General features: G+C 62.6%; 26 protein-coding genes and 1 pseudogene. 19 read left to right on the top strand and 8 right to left on the bottom strand.

The genetic code is table 11. The features are described 5' to 3' along the window. Window positions 1-113: 113 nt before the first annotated feature. Window positions 114-1028 (bottom strand): site-specific tyrosine recombinase XerD, encoded by a 915-nt coding sequence (gene xerD, locus ACI3KW_RS17795; protein WP_404849206.1) that lies wholly within the window; start codon window positions 1026-1028, stop codon window positions 114-116. Beyond that, on the bottom strand, window positions 1025-1228 hold the full coding sequence (locus tag ACI3KW_RS17790) for a histidine kinase (protein WP_113119854.1): 204 nt from the start codon (window positions 1226-1228) through the stop codon (window positions 1025-1027). Before ACI3KW_RS17790 ends, xerD begins: the two co-directional genes overlap by 4 nt. A 173-nt stretch (window positions 1229-1401) precedes the next feature. Here ACI3KW_RS17790 and ACI3KW_RS17785 point away from each other — a divergent pair, with 173 nt between their 5' ends. Together ACI3KW_RS17785 and aroB are read left to right on the top strand one after the other, a co-directional pair. Further along, window positions 1402-1980, top strand: a complete 579-nt coding sequence (locus ACI3KW_RS17785) for a shikimate kinase (protein ID WP_404849205.1) — start codon at window positions 1402-1404, stop codon at window positions 1978-1980. Between the two features lie 13 nt (window positions 1981-1993). Further along, window positions 1994-3106: a 3-dehydroquinate synthase gene (aroB, locus tag ACI3KW_RS17780; protein ID WP_404849204.1), complete on the top strand. Its 1113-nt coding sequence runs from the start codon at window positions 1994-1996 to the stop codon at window positions 3104-3106. Between the two features lie 49 nt (window positions 3107-3155). On the opposite strand, the gene ACI3KW_RS17775 is transcribed toward aroB, so the two are convergent. Beyond that, window positions 3156-3428, bottom strand: coding sequence for a BolA family protein (locus ACI3KW_RS17775; RefSeq protein ID WP_404849203.1), 273 nt, complete (start codon window positions 3426-3428; stop codon window positions 3156-3158). 43 nt (window positions 3429-3471) lie between these two features. Between ACI3KW_RS17775 and ACI3KW_RS17770 the strand changes: the two genes are divergently transcribed. The 5 genes from ACI3KW_RS17770 to ACI3KW_RS17750 all read left to right on the top strand — a co-directional run bounded on the left by ACI3KW_RS17770 (window position 3472) and on the right by ACI3KW_RS17750 (window position 8971). Next, entirely contained in the window at window positions 3472-4092 is a 621-nt protein-coding gene (locus ACI3KW_RS17770) for a J domain-containing protein (RefSeq protein WP_113119850.1), read from the top strand. A gap of 117 nt (window positions 4093-4209) precedes the next feature. Next, window positions 4210-5193 (top strand): cobaltochelatase subunit CobS, encoded by a 984-nt coding sequence (gene cobS / locus ACI3KW_RS17765; protein ID WP_404849202.1) that lies wholly within the window; start codon window positions 4210-4212, stop codon window positions 5191-5193. A gap of 128 nt (window positions 5194-5321) precedes the next feature. Further along, window positions 5322-6062 carry a class I SAM-dependent methyltransferase gene (locus tag ACI3KW_RS17760; RefSeq protein ID WP_404849201.1) on the top strand — a complete coding sequence of 247 codons (741 nt, stop codon included), beginning with the start codon at window positions 5322-5324 and terminating at the stop codon, window positions 6060-6062. Window positions 6063-6077: 15 nt separating this feature from the next. Next, a complete protein-coding gene (gene cobT / locus ACI3KW_RS17755; protein WP_404849200.1) occupies window positions 6078-7967 on the top strand; it encodes a cobaltochelatase subunit CobT in 1890 nt (629 codons plus the stop codon). Then, a complete protein-coding gene (locus tag ACI3KW_RS17750) occupies window positions 7964-8971 on the top strand; it encodes an esterase-like activity of phytase family protein (RefSeq protein WP_404849199.1) in 1008 nt (335 codons plus the stop codon). Before cobT ends, ACI3KW_RS17750 begins: the two co-directional genes overlap by 4 nt. Before the next feature lie 147 nt (window positions 8972-9118). On the opposite strand, the gene ACI3KW_RS17745 is transcribed toward ACI3KW_RS17750, so the two are convergent. Then, a complete protein-coding gene (locus tag ACI3KW_RS17745; protein WP_404849198.1) occupies window positions 9119-9805 on the bottom strand; it encodes a queuosine precursor transporter in 687 nt (228 codons plus the stop codon). 133 nt (window positions 9806-9938) lie between these two features. Further along, a complete protein-coding gene (gene rpmB, locus ACI3KW_RS17740) occupies window positions 9939-10226 on the bottom strand; it encodes a 50S ribosomal protein L28 (protein ID WP_035101533.1) in 288 nt (95 codons plus the stop codon). 245 nt (window positions 10227-10471) lie between these two features. Here rpmB and ACI3KW_RS17735 point away from each other — a divergent pair, with 245 nt between their 5' ends. From ACI3KW_RS17735 to ACI3KW_RS17705, 7 genes and pseudogenes are all read left to right on the top strand, one after another. Continuing rightward, window positions 10472-11248: a DUF3108 domain-containing protein gene (locus tag ACI3KW_RS17735; protein ID WP_404849197.1), complete on the top strand. Its 777-nt coding sequence runs from the start codon at window positions 10472-10474 to the stop codon at window positions 11246-11248. A gap of 973 nt (window positions 11249-12221) precedes the next feature. Next, complete coding sequence (locus tag ACI3KW_RS17730; protein WP_404849196.1) at window positions 12222-15209, top strand: helicase-related protein; 2988 nt, start codon at window positions 12222-12224, stop codon at window positions 15207-15209. Between the two features lie 3 nt (window positions 15210-15212). Then, window positions 15213-15620 carry an RNA-binding S4 domain-containing protein gene (locus ACI3KW_RS17725; protein WP_404849195.1) on the top strand — a complete coding sequence of 136 codons (408 nt, stop codon included), beginning with the start codon at window positions 15213-15215 and terminating at the stop codon, window positions 15618-15620. A 1-nt stretch (window position 15621) separates the two neighbouring features. Next, a pseudogene (locus ACI3KW_RS17720) lies at window positions 15622-16130 on the top strand (GNAT family N-acetyltransferase). A 164-nt stretch (window positions 16131-16294) separates the two neighbouring features. Then, the gene (gene fdxA / locus ACI3KW_RS17715; RefSeq protein ID WP_404849194.1) at window positions 16295-16633 is read left to right on the top strand and encodes a ferredoxin FdxA; all 339 of its coding nucleotides are present in this window, start codon (window positions 16295-16297) and stop codon (window positions 16631-16633) included. Between the two features lie 471 nt (window positions 16634-17104). Then, entirely contained in the window at window positions 17105-17668 is a 564-nt protein-coding gene (locus ACI3KW_RS17710; RefSeq protein WP_035101539.1) for a CarD family transcriptional regulator, read from the top strand. An 80-nt stretch (window positions 17669-17748) separates the two neighbouring features. Next, window positions 17749-18675 (top strand): phosphotransferase family protein, encoded by a 927-nt coding sequence (locus ACI3KW_RS17705; protein WP_404849193.1) that lies wholly within the window; start codon window positions 17749-17751, stop codon window positions 18673-18675. 7 nt (window positions 18676-18682) lie between these two features. On the opposite strand, the gene ACI3KW_RS17700 is transcribed toward ACI3KW_RS17705, so the two are convergent. After that, on the bottom strand, window positions 18683-19513 hold the full coding sequence (locus ACI3KW_RS17700; RefSeq protein ID WP_404849192.1) for an SAM-dependent methyltransferase: 831 nt from the start codon (window positions 19511-19513) through the stop codon (window positions 18683-18685). Between the two features lie 44 nt (window positions 19514-19557). Here ACI3KW_RS17700 and ACI3KW_RS17695 point away from each other — a divergent pair, with 44 nt between their 5' ends. The 5 genes from ACI3KW_RS17695 to ACI3KW_RS17675 all read left to right on the top strand — a co-directional run bounded on the left by ACI3KW_RS17695 (window position 19558) and on the right by ACI3KW_RS17675 (window position 22992). Then, the gene (locus tag ACI3KW_RS17695; RefSeq protein WP_404849191.1) at window positions 19558-20355 is read left to right on the top strand and encodes a ComF family protein; all 798 of its coding nucleotides are present in this window, start codon (window positions 19558-19560) and stop codon (window positions 20353-20355) included. A 33-nt stretch (window positions 20356-20388) separates the two neighbouring features. Further along, window positions 20389-20643, top strand: coding sequence for a glutaredoxin 3 (grxC, locus tag ACI3KW_RS17690; RefSeq protein WP_035103026.1), 255 nt, complete (start codon window positions 20389-20391; stop codon window positions 20641-20643). A 34-nt stretch (window positions 20644-20677) separates the two neighbouring features. After that, a complete protein-coding gene (locus ACI3KW_RS17685; RefSeq protein WP_404849190.1) occupies window positions 20678-21508 on the top strand; it encodes a carbon-nitrogen hydrolase family protein in 831 nt (276 codons plus the stop codon). A gap of 57 nt (window positions 21509-21565) precedes the next feature. Beyond that, window positions 21566-21991, top strand: a complete 426-nt coding sequence (locus ACI3KW_RS17680; protein WP_404849189.1) for a DUF1178 family protein — start codon at window positions 21566-21568, stop codon at window positions 21989-21991. A 131-nt stretch (window positions 21992-22122) separates the two neighbouring features. Beyond that, window positions 22123-22992 (top strand): aldo/keto reductase, encoded by an 870-nt coding sequence (locus ACI3KW_RS17675; RefSeq protein WP_404849188.1) that lies wholly within the window; start codon window positions 22123-22125, stop codon window positions 22990-22992. Between the two features lie 275 nt (window positions 22993-23267). On the opposite strand, the gene ACI3KW_RS17670 is transcribed toward ACI3KW_RS17675, so the two are convergent. Next, window positions 23268-24080 carry a glycosyltransferase family 25 protein gene (locus ACI3KW_RS17670; protein WP_404849187.1) on the bottom strand — a complete coding sequence of 271 codons (813 nt, stop codon included), beginning with the start codon at window positions 24078-24080 and terminating at the stop codon, window positions 23268-23270. Between the two features lie 5 nt (window positions 24081-24085). Then, window positions 24086-25930 carry a dihydroxy-acid dehydratase gene (gene ilvD / locus ACI3KW_RS17665; RefSeq protein ID WP_404849186.1) on the bottom strand — a complete coding sequence of 615 codons (1845 nt, stop codon included), beginning with the start codon at window positions 25928-25930 and terminating at the stop codon, window positions 24086-24088. Window positions 25931-26351 lie beyond the last annotated feature (421 nt).

The raw sequence follows: 26351 nt of genomic DNA, 5'->3' as shown, positions 1-26351 counted from the left end.
TGCGCCCCAAAGTGGCCGGAAAGTGGCGACCGATCACCTCCGAGTCAAGACTACAACGCGAATGCGCATAATCGGTGCACATCTGGCTAACATTTCGAGCAACGCACAGCCACCTATTTCGCGGAATCGCTCAAGGGATGGTGCTGCTCCACAAGGCTGCGCAGCTTTTCGTCGAGCACATGGGTATAAATCTGGGTGGTCGAGATATCGGCATGGCCGAGCAGCATCTGCACCACCCTTAGGTCGGCGCCGCCACCCAGAAGGTGACTGGCAAAGGCGTGGCGCAGCACATGCGGTGCGACGCGAGCCGAACTGATACCGGCGCGGCCGGCGAGCCCCTTGAGATCGCGAGCGAAGACCTGGCGGGAAAGATAACCCTCGGCGCCGGTGGCGGGGAAAAGATAGGCACCGGGTTCCAGCGTCTTGAGATAGACGCGGATGGCGTCGCGGGCGCGGTCATTGACCGGCACGACGCGCTCCTTGTTGCCCTTGCCGATAATGGTGATGAAACTGGCGTCGCGCATGACGGCGGAGCGCTTGAGGCTGACCAGTTCGGACACGCGCATGCCGGTGGCGTAGAGCAGTTCGAGCAGCAGGTAGAGCCGCAGGGCGGCGGCCTGCTTTTGTGGGGAGCCCGCAGCATTGGCTTCGGCTTCGGCCGTGGTCAGCAGCTTGTCCACCTCGGCGATGGACAGCACTTTGGGCAAAGCGCGGCGGCTTTTGGGGCTCGAAACAATGCGGGTCGGATCGTCCCCGCGCAGATTGTCGGCGCAGAGGAAACGGTGGAACTGGCGGATGGCGGAGAGGCGGCGGGCGCTGGAGGAGGCCGATAGGCCTTGGCTGCGCAGGTCATCGAGATAGGCGGTGACGGTTTCGCGGGGCGCAGTGAGCAGGGTTTGCTTTTGGGCTTTGACGAAGCCGGCATAGTCGGTGAGGTCGCGGCGATAGGCGTCAATGGTGTTTTTGGCGGCGCCGCGTTCAGCTGACATCATTTCAAGGAATGAGCCGATAAGATGATCCCCGGTCACGGCGTGGGCGCCGCATCGGTGGGCGTTGGTGCCTGGCCGGGCAGGGTGGGCTCGCCGCCGCCAAGCAGGTCGCGCTGGGGAATGCGGATCGTGGTTTCCTTGGGATTGGGCTGCACATAGGTCACCAGTGCAATCATGCCGCCATAGACCAGGCCGGCGAGAAACAGCAGAATGATGATCAGGCGGATGAGCGTGGGCATGGCGATCCGGCGGTTGAACTCTTTGCGTAAAATTGCCTGCAAATGGTTTCCATCTGGTAGGCATAGTCCAGTTTGGCAATTTTGCCTCCTCGAAATGCGGGAAGCGCCCGCATGTTCTTGACAGGCAGGGTCGAGACGGCTTGATAGCGCGCAAACAAGACTTGGAGCCCCAATTGAGCCGACCCGATCCGGCAAAGCGGCAGGCCCGCGCCGAGGAACTTGCCGCCTTGCTGGCCGGCAGGCCGATCGTGCTTGTCGGCATGATGGGGGCGGGCAAGACGACTGTGGGACGGCGGCTGGCGGCCAAGCTCAATCGGCTGTTTCTCGATAGCGACGAAGAGATCGAAAAAGCCGCGCAGATGAGCATTCCCGAAATCTTCGAGCAGCGCGGCGAGCCCGAATTCCGCGCCGGGGAAACCAGGGTTATTGCCCGGGTGCTCAAGGATCCGGACATTGTCCTGGCGACGGGTGGCGGCGCTTTTGTCAGCGAGGAAACGCGGGCCTTGGTCAATGCCGAGGCCATCTCGGTGTGGCTCAAGGCGGAGGCCGATATCCTGTTCGAGCGGGTATCGCGGCGCTCCAATCGGCCCCTGCTCAAGACGGCCAATCCGCGCCAGACGCTCGAAAAATTGATCGCCGAACGCTATCCCATCTATGCCGATGCACATGTGACCGTGCTGTCGCGCGATGTGCCGCAGGATGTGGTGGCCGCCGATGTGATCGAGGCCGTGCTGGCCCATCTCAAGAATTAGGACTGTTTCGCTCATGGCCGATATCGCCCACAAGGTTCACGTTGCACTGGGCGAGCGCGCCTATGACATTCTGATCGGCGACCGGTTGATCGATGAGGCCGGGGCGATCCTGGCTGAGCGCTTTCCCGGCAGGCGCTTTGGCATCATCACCGATGAAAACGTGGCCAAGGCGCAATTGCCCCGGCTGATCGCGTCCATGGATGCAGCGGGGCTGGGCCATAGCGAAATCGTGCTGCCGGCGGGGGAAAGCACCAAGGGCTGGCCCGGGCTGCAGGCGGCGGTCGAGGGCATATTGGCGGCGCGGCTGGAGCGGGGCGATCTGGTGATCGCGCTGGGCGGTGGGGTAATTGGGGATCTGGCCGGCTTTGCCGCTTCGATTGCGCGGCGCGGCATGGACTTCGTGCAGATGCCAACGTCGCTATTGGCGCAGGTCGATAGCTCGGTGGGTGGCAAGACGGGGATCAATTCGCCGCATGGCAAGAATTTGATCGGGGCTTTCCATCAGCCCCGGCTGGTGCTGGCCGATTTGTCGACACTCGACACTTTAGCGCCCCGCCAATTTGCATCCGGCTATGCCGAAGTGGTCAAATATGGGCTGATCGACGACGAGGATTTCTTCTTCTGGCTCGAGGAAAAGCGCGAAGAAATCTTTGCGGGCGGGCCGGCGCGGGGCGAGGCGATTGCCCGCTGCTGCGCGCATAAGGCGCGGGTGGTGATCGAAGACGAAAAGGAATTGGGCGTCCGCGCGCTGCTCAATCTGGGGCATACTTTCGGGCACGCGCTGGAAAAGGATACCGGCTATTCCGACCGCCTGCTGCATGGCGAGGGGGTCAGTATCGGCATGGTGCTGGCGCATGGGTTTTCCGCCAGACTGGGCCTCGCGCCAAGCCAGGACACCGGGCGGATTGCCGCGCATTTGAAAAATGCGGGCCTGCCAACCATATTGAGTGATATCGAGGGCGGGCTCGGCTCCACCGAGACATTGATGGCAGCCATTGCGCAGGACAAGAAGGTCTCGCGCGGCGCGCTGACCTTCATTCTGACGCGCGGCATCGGCAAGGCGTTCATCGAAAAGGGTGTTGCGCCGGAGGCGGTGTCGGCATTTCTGGATGAGATGCGCAGATAGAAGCCCATCCCGGCTCATAATGCTGTATCTTGCGGCCCCGACCTTGTGGCTAGAACGGTCCTTCGGCGGGCAGAACGTCGATGGCCAGGGCGTGCACCGGGCCCTTGAGTTCGGTTTCGAGCGCGTCCATGACCGCGCGGTGTTGCGCGATGCGGCTTAGACCGTCAAAATGACGGGTCGCGATTCTGACACGAAAATGGGTTTCACCACCCTCGCGCCACCCGGCGTGACCATGATGCTGGCTCGACTCGTCGATCACATCGAGGAAAGCGGGGGCAAATTTAGCGGTGAGCTTGGCTATGATGGTCTGTCTGGCGGACATCGTGGCAGGTTCCTTTGGTCTATTGGCAAGTAACTAGGCGAGAATGAAACTGCAATCCAAGCTGTTCGATAACATTCGCATCAGGCCGCGCCGGGAAGAGAAACCTGCGCCGGTGGAGCAGATCTGCGACTGGGAAGGCTGTGACCGGCCCGGTACGCACAAGGCACCAAAGGGGCATCGCAGCGAGGGGCAGTATCATCATTTCTGCCTCGAGCATGTGCGCCACTATAATACCGCCTTCAATTTCTTCGCCGGCATGGAGAAGGACGAGTTGGAAGAGGCGCTGCATGCGCCACCCAAGGCCGACACTCGCAAGAGTTTTGCCACGGGTCAGGCGGGCGCGCGGCCGGCCAGCACGGCGGGCCTGCGGCCCGGCGACAAATATGGCGATCCGTTCGGCGTGTTCGCGCGCTACCGGCACCGGCAGGCGCAGACGCCGGCGTCCGAACGCGTCAAGCCGCTGCATGAGCCGGACCGGCGGGCGCTCGAAACGCTGGGCATTATGGGTCATGCCAAATCGGACGAGATCAAGCGGGCCTACAAGACCCTGGTCAAGATCCACCATCCCGATGCCAATGGCGGTGATAAATCTTCTGAAGACCGGTTGCGCACGATCATCGCGGCCTATTCGCATCTTAAAAAGGCAGGCTTTGTCGCGAAGTAATCTGCGAGGCAGGGGTGAGCAATCCACGGCTACCCCCCTTGTCACATTGCTGCTATAGAGCGCCCGTCTTTTCGTTCTCCCGCCTCGATTTTCTCTCCTTTCTGCAAGAGCCCTCCAATGAGTGAATTCAGCAATCTGCCCGACACCGACTACAAGGCCCGGGACCTGTTCGGGATCGACACCGACATGGTGGTCAAGGGCTATGCCGAACGCACCAGCCATGTGCCCCCGATCGATCCGGATTACCTGTTCGACCGCAACACGACTCTGGCGATCCTGGCCGGCTTTGCGTTCAACCGCCGCGTCATGGTGCAGGGCTATCACGGCACGGGTAAATCGACCCATATCGAGCAGGTCGCTGCGCGGCTGAACTGGCCGCTGGTGCGTGTCAATCTCGATAGCCACGTGTCGCGTATCGATCTCGTCGGTAAGGACGCGATCGTGCTCAAGGATGGCAAGCAGATCACCGAATTCCGCGATGGCATCCTGCCATGGGCGGTGCAGAACAATGTCGCACTGGTGTTCGACGAATATGATGCGGGCCGTCCCGACGTGATGTTCGTGATTCAGCGCGTGCTGGAAGTGGCGGGTCGGCTGACCCTGCTCGACCAGAACCGCGTGATCGTGCCCCATCCGGCGTTCCGCCTGTTCTCGACCACCAATACGATTGGTCTGGGCGATACGTCTGGGCTCTATCACGGCACCCAGCAGATCAACCAGGGTCAGATGGACCGCTGGAGCCTGGTGACGACGCTCAATTACCTGCCGCATGACAAGGAAGTCGGCATCGTCCTGGCCAAGAACAAGGCTTATGGCGAGACCGAAAAGGGCAAGAAGCTCGTGTCCAACATGGTGCGGCTGGCCGATTTGACGCGCCAGGCGTTCATCAATGGGGACCTGTCCACCGTGATGAGCCCGCGTACCGTGATCACCTGGGCCGAGAATGCGCAGATTTTCGGCGGCGATATCGGCTTCTCGTTCCGGCTGACCTTCCTCAACAAATGCGACGAGCTCGAGCGCCCCGTGGTGGCTGAGTTCTATCAGCGCGTCTTCGGGGAAGACCTGCCCGAGTCGTCCGCCAATCTGGCGGTGACCGCCTAGCATCCACCGGGTCATCCCGCGAAAGCGGGGACCTCCGTTTGGTTTTGCTTCAGCAAACAGAGGTTCCCGCTTTCGCGGGAATGACACCGTGAAAAAGGAGCCGAGGCGCTTCCGCACCGGATGGCACGATGGCCCAGAATATCTATGACGACGCCAAATTTTTCGAGGGTTACAGCCAGTTCCCGCGTTCGCGCCAGGGACTGGCTGGGGCTCCCGAATGGGCGTCGCTTCGGGGCATGTTGCCGGATCTGACGGGCCGCCATGTGCTTGATCTGGGATCGGGCTTTGGCGCCTTTTGCCGCTTTGCGGTGGAGGCGGGCGCCGCCGAGGTGGTAGGTGTCGATCTCTCCGAAAAGATGATCGCCAGCGCCAAAGAACGCGGGCCGGGCCTGCCGATCCGCTATGAGCAGGCCGACCTTGAGACCTATGTGCCCCAGACCGGCGCCTACGATCTCGTCTTCTCCTCGCTGGCCGTGCATTACCTCGGCGACTTCGATGCCTTTGCGCGCAAGGTGAGCGACGCACTGGTGCCGGGTGGCGCCTTCGTCTTTTCGATGGAGCATCCGATTTTTGCGGCGCGGGGCGAGCCGGAATGGCTCGAGTCCGGTGGCAAGCGGGTGTTTGCGCTGAGCGATTATGCGCGCGAAGGCGAGCGGGTGACCAATTGGGTGGTCGAGGGCATCGTCAAATACCACCGCAAGATGTCGACCATGGTCACTGCATTGCTGGTGGCGGGCTTTGTCATCGACGCCATGGATGAATGGTCGCCCAGCGCGGATGATCTCAAGGCCATGCCCGGCCTTGCCGACGAAATAATACGGCCCATGCTGCTGCTGATGGCAGCACACAAGCCAGATCAAGAACACTAAGCCGGACCGAACCTCATGGCACAGCCTCCTCGCAGCAAAGCCAATAGACCCGACCAGACCCAGGTCTTCAAATCGGCCATGGGTGCGACCGTGCGAGCCATTGGTGGCAAGGCGGATCTGGAGGTGACCTTCACCTCCGACCGGCCGCTGCTGACCTCGGACAAGGCCCGGCTCGCCAATCTGCCGCGCCTGCCGACCCGCCGCGATGTGGCCATTGCCCGCGGGCAAGGCGACGCCATGGCGATGCGGCTGGCCAGCCATGATCCGGAAACCCACCGCAAGCGCAGCCCCGTGGACCCCATGGCGCGGGCGGCATTCGATGCGCTGGAACAGGCGCGCGTCGAGGCTTTGGGCTGCGTGCGCATGCCGGGCATGGTGGGCAATATCGGGGAAATGCTGGAAGACCGGCTGTTCCGCGCCAATTTTGCCGAGGTCGATGACAAGGGCGATGCGCCGATCGCCGAAGCGCTCGGGCTGTTGCTGCGCGAGAAGCTGGCCGGCGTGCCGGTGCCGCCTTCGGGGCATGCGCTGGTCGATCTGTGGCGCAAGGAAATCGAGGACAAGGGCGGCAAGTCGCTCGACGATCTGTTGACGCGCTATGAGAACCAGGACGAGTTTTCCAAGGCCGCCAAGGCGCTGCTACGCGACCTCAACCTCGTGCCCGAAAGCGAGCTGGACGATCCGGACGCTTCCGACGAGGAGAGCGACGACAATCAGGAGCCCGATGCCGGGGACAGCTCGGACAAGGCGCCGGAGCAGGGCGAGGGCGAAAACGAAAGCTCGGATGCCGATCAGGACCAGCAGGCCGGCGAGTCGGAAGAAACCGGCGACGTCGAAGGCATGGAATCGGACATGGCCGATACCGATGAGGACGCGGCCGCCGAAGCGGGCGAAGACGCGCCCATGCCCCCGCCCGCCAAGGATGGCGGGGAGCGCCTGTCCAATCAGTTTCAGTACAAGGTGTTCACCACCAAATTCGACGAGATCGTCAAGGCGGCCGAATTGTGCCCGCCGGACGAGCTGGATCAATTGCGGGCGCTGCTCGACAAGCAGCTGGAAAACCTGGCGGGTGCGGTGGCGCGCCTGGCCAATAAGCTGCAGCGGCGTTTGATGGCCAAGCAGAACCGCAGCTGGCAGTTCGATCTGGAAGAGGGGCTGCTGGACACGGCGCGGTTGACCCGCGTGGTGACCGATCCGATGCAGGCTTTGAGCTTCAAGGTCGAGAACGATACCGATTTCCGCGACACGATCGTGACGCTGCTGATCGACAATTCGGGCTCAATGCGCGGGCGGCCGATCACCATTGCGGCGATTTGTGGCGATATCCTTGCCCGCACGCTGGAGCGCTGCGGCGTCAAGGTCGAGATCCTGGGCTTTACCACCCGCGCCTGGAAGGGTGGCAAGAGCCGCGAGGCGTGGCTCGAAGCCAATCGCCCGGCCAATCCGGGGCGTGTCAACGACGTGCGCCACATCATCTACAAGGCAGCGGACGAGCCGTGGCGGCATGCACGGCGAAATCTTGGCCTCATGATGCGCGAAGGCCTGCTCAAGGAGAATATCGATGGCGAGGCGCTCGAATGGGCGCGCAAGCGGCTGATGGCGCGGCCGGAAGCCCGCCGCATCCTGATGGTGATTTCCGACGGCGCGCCGGTCGATGACTCGACGCAATCGGTCAATGCCGGCAATTATCTGGAAGCCCATTTGCGCCAGGTGATCGAGGATATCGAAACGCGCTCCCCCATCCAACTGGTGGCCGTGGGTATCGGGCATGACGTGACCCGCTATTACCGCCGGGCGGTGACGCTGCTCGATGCCGAGGAACTTGCCGGGGCGCTGACGGATGAGCTGGCGGCGCTGTTCGATGAAGAGCCTCCGGCCCAATCGCGCCGGCGCGGCCGCGGATGAGACTGATTGCTGCTGCCGGGATCATGGCGCTGCTGGCGGGCGTACAGCCCGCCGCAGCCGCCGAGGTAACCGTCAGCGCCGTCCAGATCACCCGCTTCAAGGATAGCGCCCTCGATCAGCCTGTGGACAAGCTGATCTGGCGGGGCGGTATCGCCATGGTCAGCCAGGAGGATACTTTCGGGGGCCTGTCGGGGCTGACTTTCACCGGGGCGGATCACCGCGCGGTGTTTGTCAGCGATCGCGGCAATTTCGTCTCCGGGCAATTGGCCTATGATGACGCGAACCGGCTGTTCGGCTTTATCGGCGTCACCATCGATCCCATGCGCAATTCCAAGGGTGATTTGTTGCCCCGGCAATATGCACGGGATGCCGAGTCAGTGGATACCGTTTATCGCGACGGGCTACCGGTGGCGGTGCGGGTGGGGTTCGAGAATTTGACGCGGGTGGCCGATTTTGCGCTGAGCAATGGCGTGCCCGGTGGCGCCGCGCGCGAGGTGGCGATTCCTGATTGGCTCAGCCAATTGCGCACCAATAGCACACTGGAATCGGTGTGCGTGGCGCCGGCCGGCTCCCCGATTGCCGGTTCGACGCTGTTGCTCGCCGAGGGAGCCTTCGATGCGGACGGCAATCATCGCGGGTGGCTGTTGGGGCAGAGTGACAAGGGGCCGGTGAGCTATCGTTCGAGCGCGGCGACCGACCCTACCGAATGCGCCTTCCTGCCCAATGGGGACCTGCTGGTGCTCGAACGCGGCGTGTCGTTCCTGAGCTTTTCCATGGCCCTGCGTCGCGTGCCGGCCGCCGAAGTGCGAGCCGGCAATGTGATGGCGGGCGAAGTGCTGCTGTCGGCCGGCGGCGGGGAGGTCGACAATATGGAGTCGATGGCGGTTTATACGGCGGCCGATGGCGAAACGCGGGTTGTTATTGGCTCGGATAATAATTTCAATGATTGGCAGCGGAGCCTGCTGCTGGAGTTTGGGCTGCCTGAGGCGCCGATACAGCGGTGATGCCGGCCTGCAAGCCGCAGCTTTCTGCGCTTCCGGTGCTCACGTACCGATGTACGCTCCGCTCCGGTTCTCGAAAGCTACGCCTTTCGGCTCGGCCTGACCGCCGTCTCGGCACCTCAGTGCCCTCCACCAGATCAGGTATAGTCGTCAGGCCCGCGCGCCCAGCGGCGGCAGGGGCATGATCCGGCCCATCAGGGCGCGGTAAGGGGCCAGCAGCAGCAGCGCGGCGAGGAACTTTACCAGGAAATCGCCGGAGGCCAGGGAAATCCAGAGCGGGACTTCGGGGCCAACGCCTAGCCAGGGGGCGGGGAAGGCCAGCGAGCCATCCGCAAGACCGAACAGCAGGTCGATGCCGACGAGCGCCGGGGCGAAGGCGACCGTGAAGAAAATCGCCGTATCGATCAGCGAACCGAACAGCGAGCCGGCCAGCGGCGGCAGGAACCAGGCCTTGGCCGCGCGCAGCCGCGAGAAGACAGCGATATCGAGCAATTGGCCGGTGAGGAAAGCCGCAGCAGAGGCGAGGGCAATGCGCTGGGTGGTCGCCGGACCGCCTTCGGCATTCCAGGGCAGGGGACGATAGCTGAGATAGAATGAGAGCCCCAGGCCTACCAGAAAGCCCACCAGAACGACGAGCCGTGCATTGCGCGGGCCGTCATAGCGGTTTGTGAGGTCGGTGACGAGGAATGCAAAGGGAAAGGTAAAGGCGCCCCAGGTCAACAGATCGGCCAGGTTGACCGAACCAAGCTGGACCTGCAGCGGAAACAGCACCAGAATATTGGACGCGGCGACGACCACGACCATGGCGGCAACGGCCGCCACGAAACGAGCAAGCATCAGAATGCACCTCAATGTAACCGCGGCCCGGCAGCAGACCGGCGCGGATGTTCGTCTTGGCCATCATAGCGCAAAACAAAACCGCGTGGACACGTCATCCACGCGGCTAATTCTTATAGGCCGGCCGTTTCGCTCAGGCAGCAGCGAGAGCGGCGCGGACTTCCTTTTTGATGCCCTGGGCCAGGGTCGACAGGGTCGCGTCGTCCTGCTTGAGCAGGAAGGCGTCAAGACCACCGCGGTGCTCGACGGTGCGCAGGGCCGCAGCCGAGATGCGCAGCTTGACCGGACGGTTCAGCGCGTCCGAAATCAACGTTACGTTGAGCAGGTTGGGGAGAAAGCGGCGGCGGGTGCGGTTGAGCGCGTGGGACACGTTGTTCCCGGTCATTACGCCCTTGCCAGTCAGTTCACAGCGACGTGCCATTTGGAGATATCCTAATTTGTGTAAAGGTCCTACGTGGCGGCTCAATACCGCGACGGGCCTCGATTGTTGTGAAATCTTGGCCGCTCTTTAGAGAAAAGGGGGGGGCGCGTCAAGAAGACAGCGCCCGCAAACGCCCGTGATTGCCTTGCATGGGCCACAAGGGCACGGCAATTTCATCATTAATAGTGATTCGCTGCGGCGTCCGGGCCTGCCTGCTCGCCCCAAAGTGTTGAGACGACGCGCCCGTGACCTATTTCCGTTCCGCCTTCGCCGCAATGGCCCTTATGGCCGCGACGCCCGCTCTTGCCCAACAGGTGGATGCCCGCGCCAGCTATGTGCTGACCCTGGGCGGCATCAATATCGCCATGATGGATGTCGAGCTCAGCGACAATGGCTCGCGCTATGCGCTTGATCTTTCCGCCAATGTAGCGGGGATGGGCGCCGTGGTGGCCAGCGGCACGGCCAGCGCCCATGCCTCGGGCAGTTCGGCCAATGGGCTGGTGTCGCAAAGCTTTAATCTCAAGACCCGAGCCAATGGCGAAGCCTTTGGCGTAGATGTGACCTTTGCCGGCGGCGAGGTCAGCGCCTTCAAGGTCGAGCCGCCGATCACCGATACCTATGACCGGGTGCCGCTGGAACGCCGGCATCTGACGGGCGTCGGCGACTTCCTCTCGGCCTTCGTCGTCAAGGGCGGAACGCTCGACAAGGGGCTGTGCCAGCGCAAGCTCAATATCTTTACCGGGGTCGAGCGCTTCAACATCGCCATGAGCTATGCCGGGGAAGACGAGGCCACCTCGCCGCGCACGGGCTATCAGGGGCCGGTCGTGGTCTGCAGTCTCGATTACCAGCCGATCTCGGGACATTTCACCGAGTCCGAAATCACCAACTATCTCGCTGACAAGAGCCGCATCCTGATGTGGTATGCGCCGCTGGGTGAGACGGGCTATTTCGTGCCCTATCGCGTGCTGCTGGGCACCAATATGGGGGATCTATCCATGGTGCTGACCAGTATGAAGCCCTGAGGCGTCGTCCCGTTTCGATACGGTCAACGGGTTTTTTGCCAAGATCGCGGCCCGACACTGGGCATTTTTGGGGGCTGCGCTGTTAAGTCAGTGCGGCCCTCGTGCTTTTTGCGATTAGCGTTTCGTTCAGACCTGGCCGAAAACGAGCAATCTTCATGCTTTGGTGATGGAGTTGAACGGCTTTGGCGGGGAGCGGGCGGGTTTTTGGCGATGGCGTCGCCGGCTAGTGGACGAGCGATGTGGCGGGCCACCAGATGTGGTGGAGAACAAAGCCGCATTGGTTGATTCTCTGCCGTTTCTTCCCGGTTCGTTCCGGGTTTGGTTCAGAGGTGAACGGGCAGGGGCGTGATGGCGCGGAATTGTGCCGTTTCGGGACGGGAGGATGCCCGAGTGACCAAGCCAGCCACGACGTCATTCCGGCGCAGGCCGGAATCCATGCTGAAGACCATCCCGGCGCTGGATGTATGCGGATCGCCACGGACGTGGATTCCGGCCTGCGCCGGAATGACACGGTGGGTGGGATGGCATTGTGGAAGGGGACGAATTTGCCCTTGTCCCCGGATGGGACGGTCAATGGGGAATATCCTCAATCTTACCGCTGAGGCCCGCAGAGATGGGGCGGCGAAATCTCTACGGGGCAAAAAACTGAGAACCCACGCGATTTACCTTTGCTTCATGGATCGCGAAAAATCGCGGATTTTCATGGTTTGGTAGCGGAGTTGAACGGGAAAGTTCCGTTGGCGGCCAAACCCTGGTTGCCGCATTCGCGTCTGGTGGGGCGGGGTGCCGCGACCTACTACCAGTGGTGGAGAACAAAACGGGATTCAGTGAGTCGCGCCGATTCGGTTCTGTTTCGTTCCCCGGCTGTTCCTGCCATTAAGCCGGATGACATTTCCGTCGCATTGAGTGTGCATTTGTGGGACAGGCCGCTGGGGGCTCGTAACCGGACAGAACTGCCCCTACATTGGCGGCGATGACTTTTACACCCTACCAATCGGTCAAGGCGATTCTTGGCCCGACCAATACCGGCAAGACCTATTTCGCCATCGAGCGAATGCTGGCCCATCCGAGCGGGATGATCGGGCTGCCGCTGCGTTTGCTGGCGCGCGAGGTCTATACGCGGGTGGTCGAGCGGGTCGGCGAGCAGGCCGTGGCTTTGGTGACCGGGGAAGAGCGAATCGTGCCGGCGCGGCCGCGCTATTGGGTGTGCACGGTCGAGGCCATGCCGATGGATATCCATGTCGATTGCGTGGCGATCGACGAAATCCAGACGGCGATCGATTTTGACCGCGGACATGTATTTACCGACCGCATATTGAATGCGCGGGGCCGCCAGGAAACCCTGTTGCTGGGCGCGGCGACCATGGCGCCGGTGATCCGAAAACTCCTGCCCAATGCCGATATCGTGGATCGGCCGCGCTTTTCCCAGCTCACCTATGCAGGGTCCAAGAAGATTTCGCGCCAGCCGACGCGCTCAGCCATCGTCGCCTTCTCGGCGCGGCAGGTCTATGCCATTGCCGAACTGATCCGGCGCGAGCGGGGCGGGGCGGCGGTAGTGATGGGCGCGCTCAGCCCCCGCACGCGCAATGCGCAGGTCGAGCTTTATCAGAATGGCGACGTGGATTTCCTGGTGGCGACCGATGCGATCGGCATGGGGCTGAACCTCGATATCCACCATGTCGCCTTTGCCGACGACACCAAATTCGATGGCCATCAGAGCCGGCCGCTAACTGCGGCAGAATTGGGGCAGATTGCCGGCCGGGCGGGTCGTCACGCGCGCAATGGCACGTTCGGGGTGACCGGGGGCACCGAGGGATTCGAGGAAGAAATGGTCGTGGCGCTCGAAACCCACGATTTCGAACCCGTCAAAGTGCTGCAATGGCGCAACAATAGGCTAGATTATTCATCCATCCCCGCACTGCTCGACAGCCTCGAACAGAGCCCGGAAAACCGCAGTTTGACGCGGGTTCCGGTGGCCACGGACCAGCGGGCGCTCGAATTTGTAGCGCGCAACGAGGCCGGCAAGCTGGCGCGCGGTCTGGACGGGGCTCGGCTGTTGTGGGAATGCTGCCAAATCCCTGATTATCAGGGGATTTCGCCGGCCAATCACGGGGAAATCGTCACCCGAATTTACTCGGATTTGAAACGAAATGGAACGGTCGACCAGGACTGGATTGCCGAGCAGGTTCGCTTTTGCGACAATGCCAGTGGGGACATCGATACGCTCAGCAATCGGATCAAGCAAATCCGCACCTGGACGTTTGTCGCCAATCGGAAAAACTGGCTTGCAGACCCTTCACATTGGCGCGAAAAGACCCGAGACATTGAAGACCGCCTGAGCGATGCCCTGCATGAAAGGCTCACTCAGCGGTTCGTCGACCGGCGCACGAGCGTCTTGCTTCGCCACCTGAAAGACAAACGTATGGCATCTCCCGAGATCAATGAGCGTGGCGAAGTACGGCTGGAAGGCCATCTGATCGGCACACTCGAAGGCTTCCGCTTTACCCTTTCCCGCAATGACGGGGACGTCGATACCAAGGGCTTGCGGGCGGCGGCCGATCACGTGGTGGCGCCCGAAATCCACAATCGGGCCGACCGGCTGGCCGGGGCGCCGAACGAGGAATTCGTGCTGGCGACCGATGGCAAGCTGCGCTGGAAGGGCGATGTCGTCGCCGAGCTGATCGAGGGCGATGCGCTCTATCGCCCGCGCATCCTGATTCTGGCCGATGAGACGCTGACCGGGGTGGACCTGGAGCGCGTGCAGGACCGGTTGAGCCTGTGGCTGCGCCATCACATCAATACCGTGCTCGAAAGCGTCATGTCGCTGGAAGCGCCGGCCGATATCGAAGGCGCGGCACGGGGTATTGCCTTCCAGCTTTATGAGCATCTGGGGCTGTTGCCGCGGGCGCAAGTGGCCGACGAGGTCAAGGCGCTCGACCAGGATGTGCGCGGCAAGATGCGCAAACTGGGCATCAAGTTCGGCGCCTACCACATCTTCCTGCCGCTGGCGCTCAAGCCCGCGCCGCGCGAACTGGCGCTGATTCTATTTGCGCTGAAGCATGGCGGCATCCGCCAACCGGGCGTCACCGACATTCCCCATATCGTGCTCTCGGGCCGCACCTCGTTCCTGGTCGATCCCGAGGTCGATACCAGGCTTTATGAGGTCGCCGGCTTCAAGGTGGCCGGCAAGCGGGCCGTGCGCGTCGATATTCTGGAACGGCTGGCCGATATCATCCGGCCGCTGATTGCGCTCGATCCGACCCGTCATCAGGGCGATGTGCCGGTGGGGGCCGCCGAGGGCAACGGGTTCCGCGTGACCGTCGAGATGACGTCGCTGCTGGGGTGTTCGGGCGAGGATTTCGCCTCGATCCTGAGCTCGCTCGGCTATCGCGTCAAGCGCACGCCCAAGGTCGCGGCGCCCGTGGCCGCTGAAGCCAGTGCGGAGGCATCGGCGCTGGAAGAGGTGCTGTCAGAGAATCCCGCATCGGTCGATGCTGTTGCCGAAGCGCCGCTGGAGGCCGTCGCGGCCGAGGCGGAAGTGGCTCCCGTGGCGCTTGAAGCCGACATTCCGGCGACGGCCATCGTTGAATCCGAGCCGGCTGTGGTTGCAGATGCGACCCCTGCCGAGCCCGAATTCGATGAAATCTGGTTCCCCGGCGGCAAGCGGCCCGAGACCAAGCGGCATGAGCATCGCCGCCGTCCCGAGGGCGAGAATCGGCAGCAGCGGCCGGCGGCCAAGCGCCGTCCCGAGGGCGAAGTGCAGGACCTGAGCAAGGCCCAGCATCTCAATCCCAAGCCGAAATTCGAGCCGCGCGGGCGCAATGACAATCGTAAGTTCGACAAGCCCCGCGACGAGCGGCCTAAATTCGACAAGCCGCGGCCCGAGCAGCGCGAGGCCAAGTTCGATCCGGACAGCCCCTTCGCCAAGCTGGCGGCCTTGCGCAACAAGAGTGCGGAGTAGCGATTGACAGGAACCAGTGCGACACCCGTCCGCAAGGAACGGCTCGACAAGTTCCTGTTTTTCTCGCGCGCCCTCAAATCGCGCACACTGGCGCAAAAGGTCATCGAGACCGGCGCCATCCGCGTCAATTCCGAACGGACCGATAAAAGCGATTACAAGGTTGGCGCGGGCGACGTGCTGACCATGGCGATCCATGGCCGCATCGTGGTCTGGAAAATCCTCGATGCCGGCGTGCGGCGGGGACCGGCCAGCGAGGCGATGACGCTCTACGAAGACCTGTCGCCACCCATTTTGCCCAAGGCCGAGCGCTCGCCCTATGAAGCGGCGATTGCGCCGCGCGACGAGGGGGCCGGGCGGCCGACCAAGAAACAGCGGCGCGATACGGACCGGCTCAAGGATGGGGAGGCATAAGATGTCGTTCGGCGACATTCCCACCCTCACTACCGAGCGGCTGGTGCTGCGCGCGCCGGTGCTGGACGACTTTGCTGATTATGCAAAATTTCTGGGCTCGCCGCGGTCGCGCTATATGGGTGGGCCCTTCGACACCAGGGCGCCTGGCTCACATTCTGCCACGATATTGCCTGCTGGGACCTGTTCGGGCATGGAGCGTTGATGATTGATCTGCGGGAAACAGGCGAGTGTGTCGGGCAGGTGGGGATCAATCACGGTCCGCTATTCCCTGAAAAGGAACTGGGTTGGCTCGTCTATGGCACCCATGAAGGCCATGGCTATGCGTTGGAAGCCGCTCGCGCCGTACGGGGCTGGGCCTTCGCCGTGCTGAAGCTGCCGACGCTGGTGAGCTATGTCGATCAGGATAATGCGCGGTCGAGGGCGTTGGCCGAAAAGCTGGGCGCCCGGCTCGATCCGGATGCGCCACGGCAGGACAAGGAGGATCTGGTCTATCGCCATGTGGCAGGGTGACTGGGCCGGCGCGGGAAAATTTGCTGGCCATTGCCGGATGCGGGCCAAACCCTGCCCCCGCACGATCTTGCAGGGAAAGCCAAAAGGGTTTAGCACCGCAGCCGTTGAGACCATCCGGCCCCGTCCCTCCCGGCGCCGGACCATCGTTCGGGACTGCCCAATAGATGACCTATATCGTCACCGATAATTGCATTGCCTGCAAATATACCGATTGCGTCGAAGTGTGTCCGGTGGACTGTTTCTACGAAGGCGAGAATATGCTGGTCATCCATCCGGACGAGTGCATCGATTGCGGCGTGTGCGAGCCTGAATGCCCGGCCGAAGCGATCAAGCCCGATACCGAAAGCGGGCTGGACGAATGGCTGGCGCTCAATACCAAATTTGCCTCGATGTGGCCCAACCTGACCGAACGGCGCGATCCGCTGCCCCAGGCCAAGGAAAAGGACGGCGAAGACGGTAAGCTGGCGAAGTACTTCTCAGAGGCGCCCGGCGAAGGCGACTGACGAATAGGCGGACGGGCTGGATGAGCGATAACCCACGGTGTCATTCCCGCGAAAGCGGGAACCTCCGTTTAGGCGCTCGGCAAAGCGAACAGAGGTTCCCGCTTTCGCGGGAATGACATCGTGGATAGGTTTGTTAGTGCAGATGCGCTCGCGGCGCCATATCCCGGTCACATTGACCGCCGTCCCGCGGCGGCATGAATCCGTCATTGATTCGTAGTTTTTGATTTTGCTGAAATTTTGTGCTATGGTCTCACTATATGCAGTTGAGCCCGTCACCAACCCGTGCCTGATGGCACGATTTTTTTGACCGACATTGGTGTGTTGCCTGGCCTCCGGGGAAAGCGGACCTGGAAAGCCATGGGGTTTTTGCTGCGCGCAGCGCCCACGATTTGGGCGTTTATGAGTTTGGAGTGGACGATCCTTCCCGCAGGGAATTGTCCATTTGGGGCGTCAACAAGGAGTTCCAAGACTATGGTAGCCAAGAAGGTACAGACACGGCTGGGTTTCAAGACGGGCGAGTATGTTGTCTATCCGGCGCATGGCGTCGGCGTGATCGTCTCGATCGAGGAACAAGAAGTCGCCGGCCTGACCCTTGAGTTGTTCGTCATCAGTTTCGAGCAGGACAAGCTGACCCTTCGCGTGCCCGTCGCCAAGATCAAATCCGTCGGTATGCGCAAGCTTGCCGAAGAGGACATGGTCACCCAGGCGCTGACCACCGTGACCGGTCGTGCACGCGTCAAGCGGACCATGTGGTCGCGCCGCGCTCAGGAATATGAAGCCAAGATCAATTCGGGCGATCTGATCGCCATCTCCGAAGTCGTGCGCGATCTCTATCGCTCCGAAGAGCAGCCCGAGCAGTCCTATTCGGAACGCCAGCTGTTCGAGCAGGCCATGGACCGTATGAGCCGCGAAATCGGCGCGGTCAATCGCCTGACGCTGACCGAGGCCGTGCAACTGATCGAAAAGAACTTGGCCAAGTCGCCCAAGCGCACCAAGGCCGACGCCGCCGAAAGCGACGAGGAAGCCGCCGCCTGAGTGGGTGGATACAAGAATACGGAAAGGCCGGTGGAAACACCGGCCTTTTTGGTTTTTGGCCTTTGGTAGCGGAGGGAACCATGGAGCTGGAGGAGCAGCAGGTTGCGGCGGCGCTGGCCGGGCTCGAGCTGGGGTCGGTCGTCGCGATCACGGCGATGAGCGGCGGCAATACGCCGGTCTTCAGGATTGATCTGTCGAGCGGCTCTGCGGTGGTTTTGAAGGTCTATGCCGAAGGTGTTCACAGTTCCGCTGGCAAGGATGCTTTTGCTGCGGCCCAGTTGCGCGATAGAGGGCTACCCCTGGCGCAGCACCTGCTGGTGGATGAGAGCAGAACAAAGCTGCCATTCGATTTTGTGGTCACCAACTATCTGCCGGGCGTTACCGCGGGCGCGCTCAAGGATCATCCCGATATTGCCGGTCTCTATCGGCAGACCGGCGCATTGTTGCGATCCCTACATGAGATCAAGATGCCGGCCTATGGCGCCTTTGGCGCAGAAGGCATTGTCGATCCTCTTGCGTCCAACGAGGCCTCCTTGCGCAAAAGGATTGCGCATTCGTTGGAGTGGTTTGTCGCCATGGGCGGGGAACCGGCGCTTGGCAAGCGCCTGCGAGACATCGCCGAGGCGCGCTTTACTTCCATCGTTCCGTTTAGCAAGGGCGCTGTCTTTGCCCATGATGACCTGCACCCCAACAATGTGCTGGGCGTGGAGGATGCCAGCGGTAAGCTGGTGTTGAGCGGCTTGATCGATTTTGGCAATGCGCGGGCGGCTGATGCAGTGTTCGATCTGGCCAAGTGCCTGTTCTGCTCCGAGCATGATGCGCCCGGCAGCACGCCTGAGATATTGGCGGGCTATGGCAGGATAGACCACCCCGACCCTGCGGGAGCGCTCTGGTATTATACGATGCTGCATCGCGTGACGATGTGGTGCTGGCTGCGCCGCATCGGCGTCATTCCCGCGGCCGACACGCCCAGCGAATTGATCGATGACTTGCGGACGATGGTGTAGCGCGCGATTACCCCTTGAGCACGTCGCCAAGCCGACTGGTGGCACTACCGGGCTTGAGGGGCTTTTGTTGGTTTTCGTGTGGGGCCCAGCCGGACAGCCAAATGATATCGAGGGTGGAGCGGATACGGCCATCAGGGTCGGCGTCGCGCTCGGCATAGGCGCTGGCTGCGGCAGCGAGCAGAGTGGGCGTGGCGAGGCGCCGGGGGCGGTCGGCCAGGGGATTGGCGGCGCCGAGGGATTTGAGCTCGGTCATCAGCGCGAAGGGATTGGCATAGCGCACGATGTGGGTTTCGACGTCGGCGACCGGCAAAGCCAGCCCGGCGCGCTGCAGCAGGCCGCCCGCATCGCGCACCTGGATCATCGGCGCCACTCGGGCCGAGGCGCCGCCGGTGACCAGACTATCGGCGGCGAGGAAGGCTTCGCGCAATTCGGTGAGGGTATCGCCGCCCAAAGCGGCAATGGTCAGCAGGCCATCGGGCGCCAGAATGGCGCGCAGGCGGGCGATATAGCCGGGCACATCGTTGACAGCCTGCAGATGGAGCAGGGAGACGATGAGATCGAACGGGCCTTCGGGCAAATCAGTGAGATCATCGGAGCCGGCAAAGGCCGCAAGCCGCTGATAGGTGAAACTGGCGCTGGCGGATTGGCCCGTCGTGGGCAGCACGTCGATATCGGGGCCGATGATCAGGGCGCGGGGGAAGTCGCGGATCAGCGTGCCCAGCCGATCCTCAAGATCGCCCAGCACCAGGTCCATGATGAAGTTATTGGCGCCGGGCGGGCGGCGCGCCAAATGGGCTGCGATCAGCGCGGTGTCGAAGATTTTGGGCGGATTGGCCATAAAGGGGATTGCCGGGTTTTGCGCGCGTGGCAGGATGGCTCGTTATGGAGAGCCAGGACGAGCTTGTCAAAACCACGCCTTTACATCACCGGCTTGCCCTGGGCGTGAGGCGCGCCGGGCAGGTCCTGCTCGATCAGCTCTATCCCCCGGTTTGTCTCTCTTGTGACGCCCCCACGGGCACGGCGGATACGCTCTGTGCCAAATGTTTTGCCGCGCTGCGGCCGATCACGGCGCCGCTCTGCCCGGTGCTGGGCCTGCCATTTGAGGTGGCGCTGGGTCCCGATACCCTGTCGGCCGAGGCGATTGCCGATCCGCCGCCTTTTGAGCGGGCACGGGCGGCTTTGGTCTATAACGATCTGGCGGGAACGCTGGTGTCGCGCCTTAAATATGGCGATCGGCCCGAGCTGGCGCGGTTCTGCGCGCGGCTGATGGCGGGGGCGGGCCATGAATTATGGGCCGGAAAGCCCATCCTGGTGCCGGTGCCGCTGCATCCGGCGCGATTGCGCGAGCGGCGCTATAATCAATCGGCAGAACTGGCGCTGCAACTGGCCAAGCTTACTGGGCTTGACTGCGAATTGGGGCTGGTGCGGCGCGTCAAGAAAACGCGGCAGCAGGTGGGGCTGAGCGGCGACGGGCGGGCCCGCAATGTGGCGGGGGCCTTTGCCGTGGATATCGAGCGGCTGGCGCGACGGGCAGGACGGCGGCTGGTTTTAATCGACGACGTCTATACCACCGGGGCGACCTGCAAGGCCTTGGTGCGGGCGCTCAAGAAAAGCGGCGTCGAACATATCGATGTGATGAGCTTTGCGCGCGTTGTGATCGCAACGGAAATGCCCATATAGTAGGAAACCCACCGCAGCTTTCGGAGAGCGCAGATGAGCAAGATCGAGATCTACACCACCCCCACCTGTCCCTATTGCCATGCGGCCAAGGCGCTGCTGAGCGACAAGGGTGTGGACTATACCGAGATCACGGTGCTCGATCCGGACCTGCGCGCCGCCATGACCGAGCGCGCCCATGGCCGCCGCACCGTGCCGCAAATCTTCATCGGGGAAACCCATGTGGGCGGCTATGACGACATGGCCGCGCTTGACCGGCAGGGCGGGCTGGACCCCTTGCTGGCGGACTAATATTTCGCCACGGCGTGGCACCGGAACCAGACATATGAAAATCGCTGCCATTCAGATGCGTTCGGGCATGGACCCCGACGCCAATCTTGCTGCGCTTGAACCCATGATCGCCGAGGCGGCTGCGGCGGGCGCATCCTATGTGCTGACGCCCGAAGTCACCATGATCTTTGCGGAGAATCGTGAGGGACTGGCCAAGGTTGCGGCGCCGTTCAAGGGGCACCCGCAATTGGCGCGGGTGGGGGCGCTGGCACAGCAATACGGCATTCATATCCATATCGGTTCGCTCGCCGTGCCGCTTGAAGATGGGCGCTTTGCCAATCGCAGCGTGCTATTCGGTCCTGATGGGGCGATCGCCGCGACCTATGACAAGATCCACCTGTTCGACGCCGATATTGCCGGGCTCAATGCCTACAAGGAAAGCGCCACCTATAGAGGCGGCGAGGCGGCGGTGACGGCGCCGCTGGGCGAATTCACCCTGGGCTTTTCCATCTGCTACGACATGCGCTTTCCCAGGCTCTACAATGGTCTGGCCAATGCGGGTGCGACGCTGATCGCGGTGCCGGCGGCTTTCACGGTGCCGACGGGGCAGGCGCATTGGGAAGTGTTGTTGCGGGCGCGAGCCATCGAAACGGGTTCATATGTCATCGCCGCGGCGCAGGGCGGGCAGCATGCAAGTGGCCGGGCGACTTACGGGCACTCCATCGTGATCGACCCCTGGGGCCGGATCGTGGCGCAACTGGCGCATGACGAGCCGGGTGTGCTACTGGCCGATATTGTGCCCGACCTGGTGACTGAGGTGCGCGGCCGTATTCCGGCTTTGGCCAATGCGCGTGATTTTACCCTGCCCGATGCATTGCAGGACTAATCTTATGACTTATATCATTGAACAGACGGGCGCCGCGCAGGCGCCAAGGACGGTTCGGTGATTCAGTATTCCCTCAATTGCGACAAGGGCCACCATTACGACGCGTGGTTCAGGAACGCGGCGGCGTTCGACGAACAGCAGGCGCGCGGCCTTGTCAGCTGCGCCGTGTGTGGTTCGGACAAGGTCAGCAAGGCGCCGATGGCGCCGGCCGTAGCGCGCACCGACCAGCAGAAGGTTTCTCTCAGCTCCAGCCATCCCGAAGCGGCCAAGTTTCGCGAACTGCTGCGGGCCTATCGGCAGAAAGTGGTGAGCGAAGCCGATTATGTCGGCGACAAATTTGCCGAAGAAGCCCGCAAGATTCATTTCGAGGAAGTCGAGGCGCGGGGCATTTACGGCGAGGCCACCCGTGACGAGGTGGTTGCACTGGCCGAAGAAGGCATTGAATTCATGCCGCTGCCGGACCTGCCCGAAGAACACAATTAGCGCCATCGGCGCCTGATCAAACAATACGCCTCACCCCGAGCTTGCCGAGGGCGAGGTCTTGTCGGCATCTTTTCAGCGATGCTGCCTACCCTTCCGGCGCTGTCCTGGCGCATTCACACGGAGACTTCAAAATGACGAAACTTGACGCAGCTCTTTCGGGCAGCTTTGCCGTTGGCGGGGACCTCAAGGTCAACCGGCTCGGCTTTGGCGCGATGCGCATTACCGGCCCCGGCATCTGGGGACCGCCCGCCGATGTCGAAGAGGCCAAGGCCACGCTGCGGCGCCTGCCGGATCTCAATGTCGATTTCATCGATACGGCGGAAAGCTACGGTCCCTATATCAGCGAAGAGCTGATCGGTGAGGTGCTGGCCCCCTATGCTAAGGGCACGATCATCGCCACCAAGGGTGGCCTCACCCGTACCGGGCCTAATGAATGGCCGCAGGTAGGGCGGCCGGAATTCTTGCGTCAGGGCGCGATCCTGAGTCTGCGCCGGCTCAAGATCGAGCGGATCGATCTGTGGCAGCTGCATCGCATCGACGCCAAGGTGCCGGCCCGCGAGCAGTTCGAGACCATTGCCGAGCTGCAGAAGGAAGGCATTATCCGCCATGCCGGTCTCAGCCAGGTGAGCGTGGCCGAGATCAAGGAAGCCCAGAAGTACTTCAAGGTCACTACAGTCCAGAACCTCTACAATTTCGCCAATCGCGAGAGCGAGGACGTGCTGGATTATTGCGAGCAGCAGGGCATCGGTTTCATTCCGTGGTTCCCGCTGGCCGGTGGTGATCTGGTCGAGGGCCATGCCGAGGCCAAGGCGATCGTGGCCAAGCACAATGCCTCGCCCAGCCAGATCGCGCTGGCCTGGCTGCTCAAGCGCAGCCCGGTCATGCTGCCCATTCCGGGCACCGGCAAGGTCAAGCATCTGGAAGACAATGTCGCCGCCGCTGGTATCCAGCTCAGCGACGAGGACTTTGCCACGCTCGACGCCGTGGCCAGCAAAGGCTGATCAAGCCTGGTTCGAGACTATTCCGGGGCCGGCAGCGCAATGCGCTGCCGGCCTTGCTCGTTTGGGCGAGCAAAAGCGGCTGTTGCAACTGTCCGGCAATTTGGGGGATTAGGTCGGTTCGATAGGGAGGGTGGAATCCCCGCTATCGAACCTGACCAACGAGCAATCTTGGCAGACCGCTCGAGGGCTGAGCGAGCCTCTAGCACGGGTCAGAGGCGGTTGTCACGTATTTGTCGTGTTTAACCGCAAGTGCTGGGTGTGCCGGCGGCCTTGGCTCACTCGGCTTTGAAGGGCACGTCGCGCTTGGCGGCGCCTAGGGTCAGGCGCAACCACACATTGCGCAGTGGCAGGGCAATGTCGCGGGCGACGAAATCGACGAAATTGTAATGGGCGCGGCGCCAGAAATTGGCTTTGTCGATGAGGTCGCGATGCCGGCGAGTGCTTTCGAGGTCGCTGTTGGCGATGCGGTCGGCGCGCTGGCCGAGCCGATCTTCCTGAACGACCAGGGCGGGCACCAGCTGGCGCACTGCCAGGTCGCGGGCGATCGGGGCATAGGGATTGAACAGGGCCTGATCGGTGAGGTCAAACAGCACTTCTTCGCCCGCCAGTACCCGTTCGGCGCCCTTGCGGGACATGACATAGCCGGCCGCGGCGCCGCCCGTGCTCAACAAGCGATGGATGGCAAATTCGCCGATCTGGGCGTCGCCGCGCGGCAATAGCCGCATGCGCGTATTGGTGGTTTCGAGCCGCAGGATATCGACCTGCGGCGCTGCCTGCTCGAATTGCTCCAGCAAGGCGGGCAGCGACGGCGCGAGGACTGCATCGTCTTCGAAGATGGCGGCGTATGGCGCTGGCGTGGCGAGGAATTGGCGCATGGCCTGCAGGTGGCTCAGGCTACAGGCCAGTTCGCCCTCGCTCTGCCAGGCGTGCTCCGCAGGATTGCAGTAGCGTTTCCGCTGCTCGGGGGTGATTGCGGCCGGCGTCAGTGCTTCGACGCGTTCATGGGCGAGGCCCAAGCCGGCAAAGCGTTGTTCCATAATGGCCCGCCGGTCGGTCCGGTGGGCCAGGTTGATGTAATAGCAGCGCAAGTGGCTTAGAAATCCAGCTCGCCGAGGTCGCGCACGGCGCCGCGGGCGGCGGACGTCGCGAAGGCGGCGTAGGCGCGCAGGGCCTGGGTCACATTGCGCTTGCGCGGATGGGCCGGCTTCCAGCCAAGCGCGTCCTGATCGTGGCGGCGCTGGACCAGTTCGTCATCGGTCACCAGCAGCGTGATTGTGCGGTTGGGGATGTCGATTTCGATTGTATCGCCTTCGCGCACCAGGCCGATCGTGCCGCCTTCGGCCGCTTCGGGGGAGACGTGGCCGATGGAGAGGCCCGAGGTGCCGCCGGAGAAGCGGCCATCGGTGAGCAGGGCGCAGGCTTTGCCGAGGCCCTTGGATTTGAGATAGCTCGTGGGATAGAGCATTTCCTGCATGCCGGGGCCGCCGCGCGGGCCTTCGTAGCGGATGACGAGAACGTCGCCTTCCTTGATCTGATTGGAGAGGATCGCCTTGACCGTATCGTCCTGGCTCTCGAAGACGCGGGCCGGGCCGGTGAATTTGAGGATCGAGTCATCGACGCCCGCCGTTTTCACGATGCAGCCATCGATGGCGATATTGCCTTTGAGCACGGCCAGGCCCCCATCCTTGGAGAAGGGGTTTTCGGCCGAGCGGATGACGCCGTTCTGACGGTCGAGATCAAGTTCGGCCCAACGGTTGGACTGCGAAAAGGCCTGGGTGGTGCGCACGCCCCCAGGTGCGGCCATATAGAACTGGCGCACGCTTTCCGAATTGGTGCGGGAAATGTCCCACTTGTCGATGGCGTCGCCCATGGTTTCCGCATGAACCGTGGGTTCGCTGCGGTTGATCAGGCCGGCGCGGTCGAGCTGGCCGAGAATGGCGAAAATGCCGCCGGCGCGGTGCACGTCTTCCATGTGGACGTCCGATTTGGCGGGCGCGACCTTGGAGAGGACCGGCACCTTGAGGCTGAGCCTGTTGATGTCGTCCATGGTGAAATCTACGCCGCCTTCATGGGCCGCGGCCAGGATGTGCAGCACGGTATTGGTCGAGCCGCCCATGGAAATATCGAGCGCCATGGCGTTTTCGAAGGCGGCCTTGGTGGCGATGGAGCGCGGCAGCGCCGAGGCATCGTCCTGCTCGTACCAGCGCTTGGCCAGATCGACGATCAAATGGCCGGCTTCCTGGAACAGGCGCTTGCGATCGGAGTGCGTCGCCAGGGTCGAACCATTGCCGGGCAGGCTGAGGCCCAGCGCCTCGGTGAGGCAGTTCATCGAATTGGCGGTGAACATGCCCGAGCACGAGCCGCAGGTAGGGCAGGCGGCCTCTTCGACGGCCTGCACTTCCGCATCGGTATAGTGATCGTCGGCGGCCATCACCATGGCGTCGACCAGGTCGAGCGCCTGCAGCTTGCCCTTGAGCATGGCCTTGCCGGCTTCCATCGGACCGCCCGACACGAACACCACGGGGATGTTGATGCGCATGGCGGCGTTCAGCATGCCGGGGGTGATCTTGTCGCAATTGGAAATGCACACCATGGCGTCGGCGCAATGCGCATTGACCATATATTCCACCGAGTCGGCGATCAGGTCGCGGCTGGGCAGGGAATAGAGCATGCCGTCATGGCCCATGGCGATGCCGTCATCGACCGCGATGGTGTTGAATTCCTTGGCGACGCCGCCGGCAGCCTCGATCTCGCGCGCCACGAGCTGGCCGAGGTCCTTGAGATGGACGTGGCCAGGCACGAATTGGGTAAAGCTATTGACCACGGCAATGATGGGCTTGCCGAAATCGCCATCCTTCATGCCCGTTGCCCGCCAGAGCCCGCGGGCGCCGGCCATGTTGCGGCCATGGGTGGTGGTGCGGGAACGATAGGCAGGCATGACACTTCCTCGGGCTTGGCGCCGGTTTGGCCGACGATGGTTGATCTTCTTTAGACCCATTCCAGGGCAGGATCAATAAAAAACCGTACCGTACCGTACGGTACGGTATGATTTTGATGGTGTTGGATGGGGGCATGACAAAGCGCCGCCTGATGCGGTTATCGAAGAGACGGACGGACCCCGAGACGGCTTTCGCCTCGTAAGGGATAAAAAATGAGACGGAAGCCGTCTCGGGGTGCCGGGACTTTGTCGGACGGCGTGATCGCAGGCCCCAGCGTTTGCCGTAGCGCCCGCCCGATTGCCTCGTCCGCTCGACCCGGAGCGGAGCGCGCCCCCCACTCCCCCGGCTGGCTTCCGGACGCTCGTCGCTGCAGCGCCGCCCGTATCCCGGAAGATGGAGGGAGTATGCGGGGGATTTTGG

The organism is Devosia sp. ZW T5_3 (genome assembly GCF_044987315.1).
Classification (GTDB): domain Bacteria; phylum Pseudomonadota; class Alphaproteobacteria; order Rhizobiales; family Devosiaceae; genus Devosia.
Note: the sequence above shows the minus strand (reverse complement) of the source record. Positions and strands in the feature narration are given on the sequence as shown.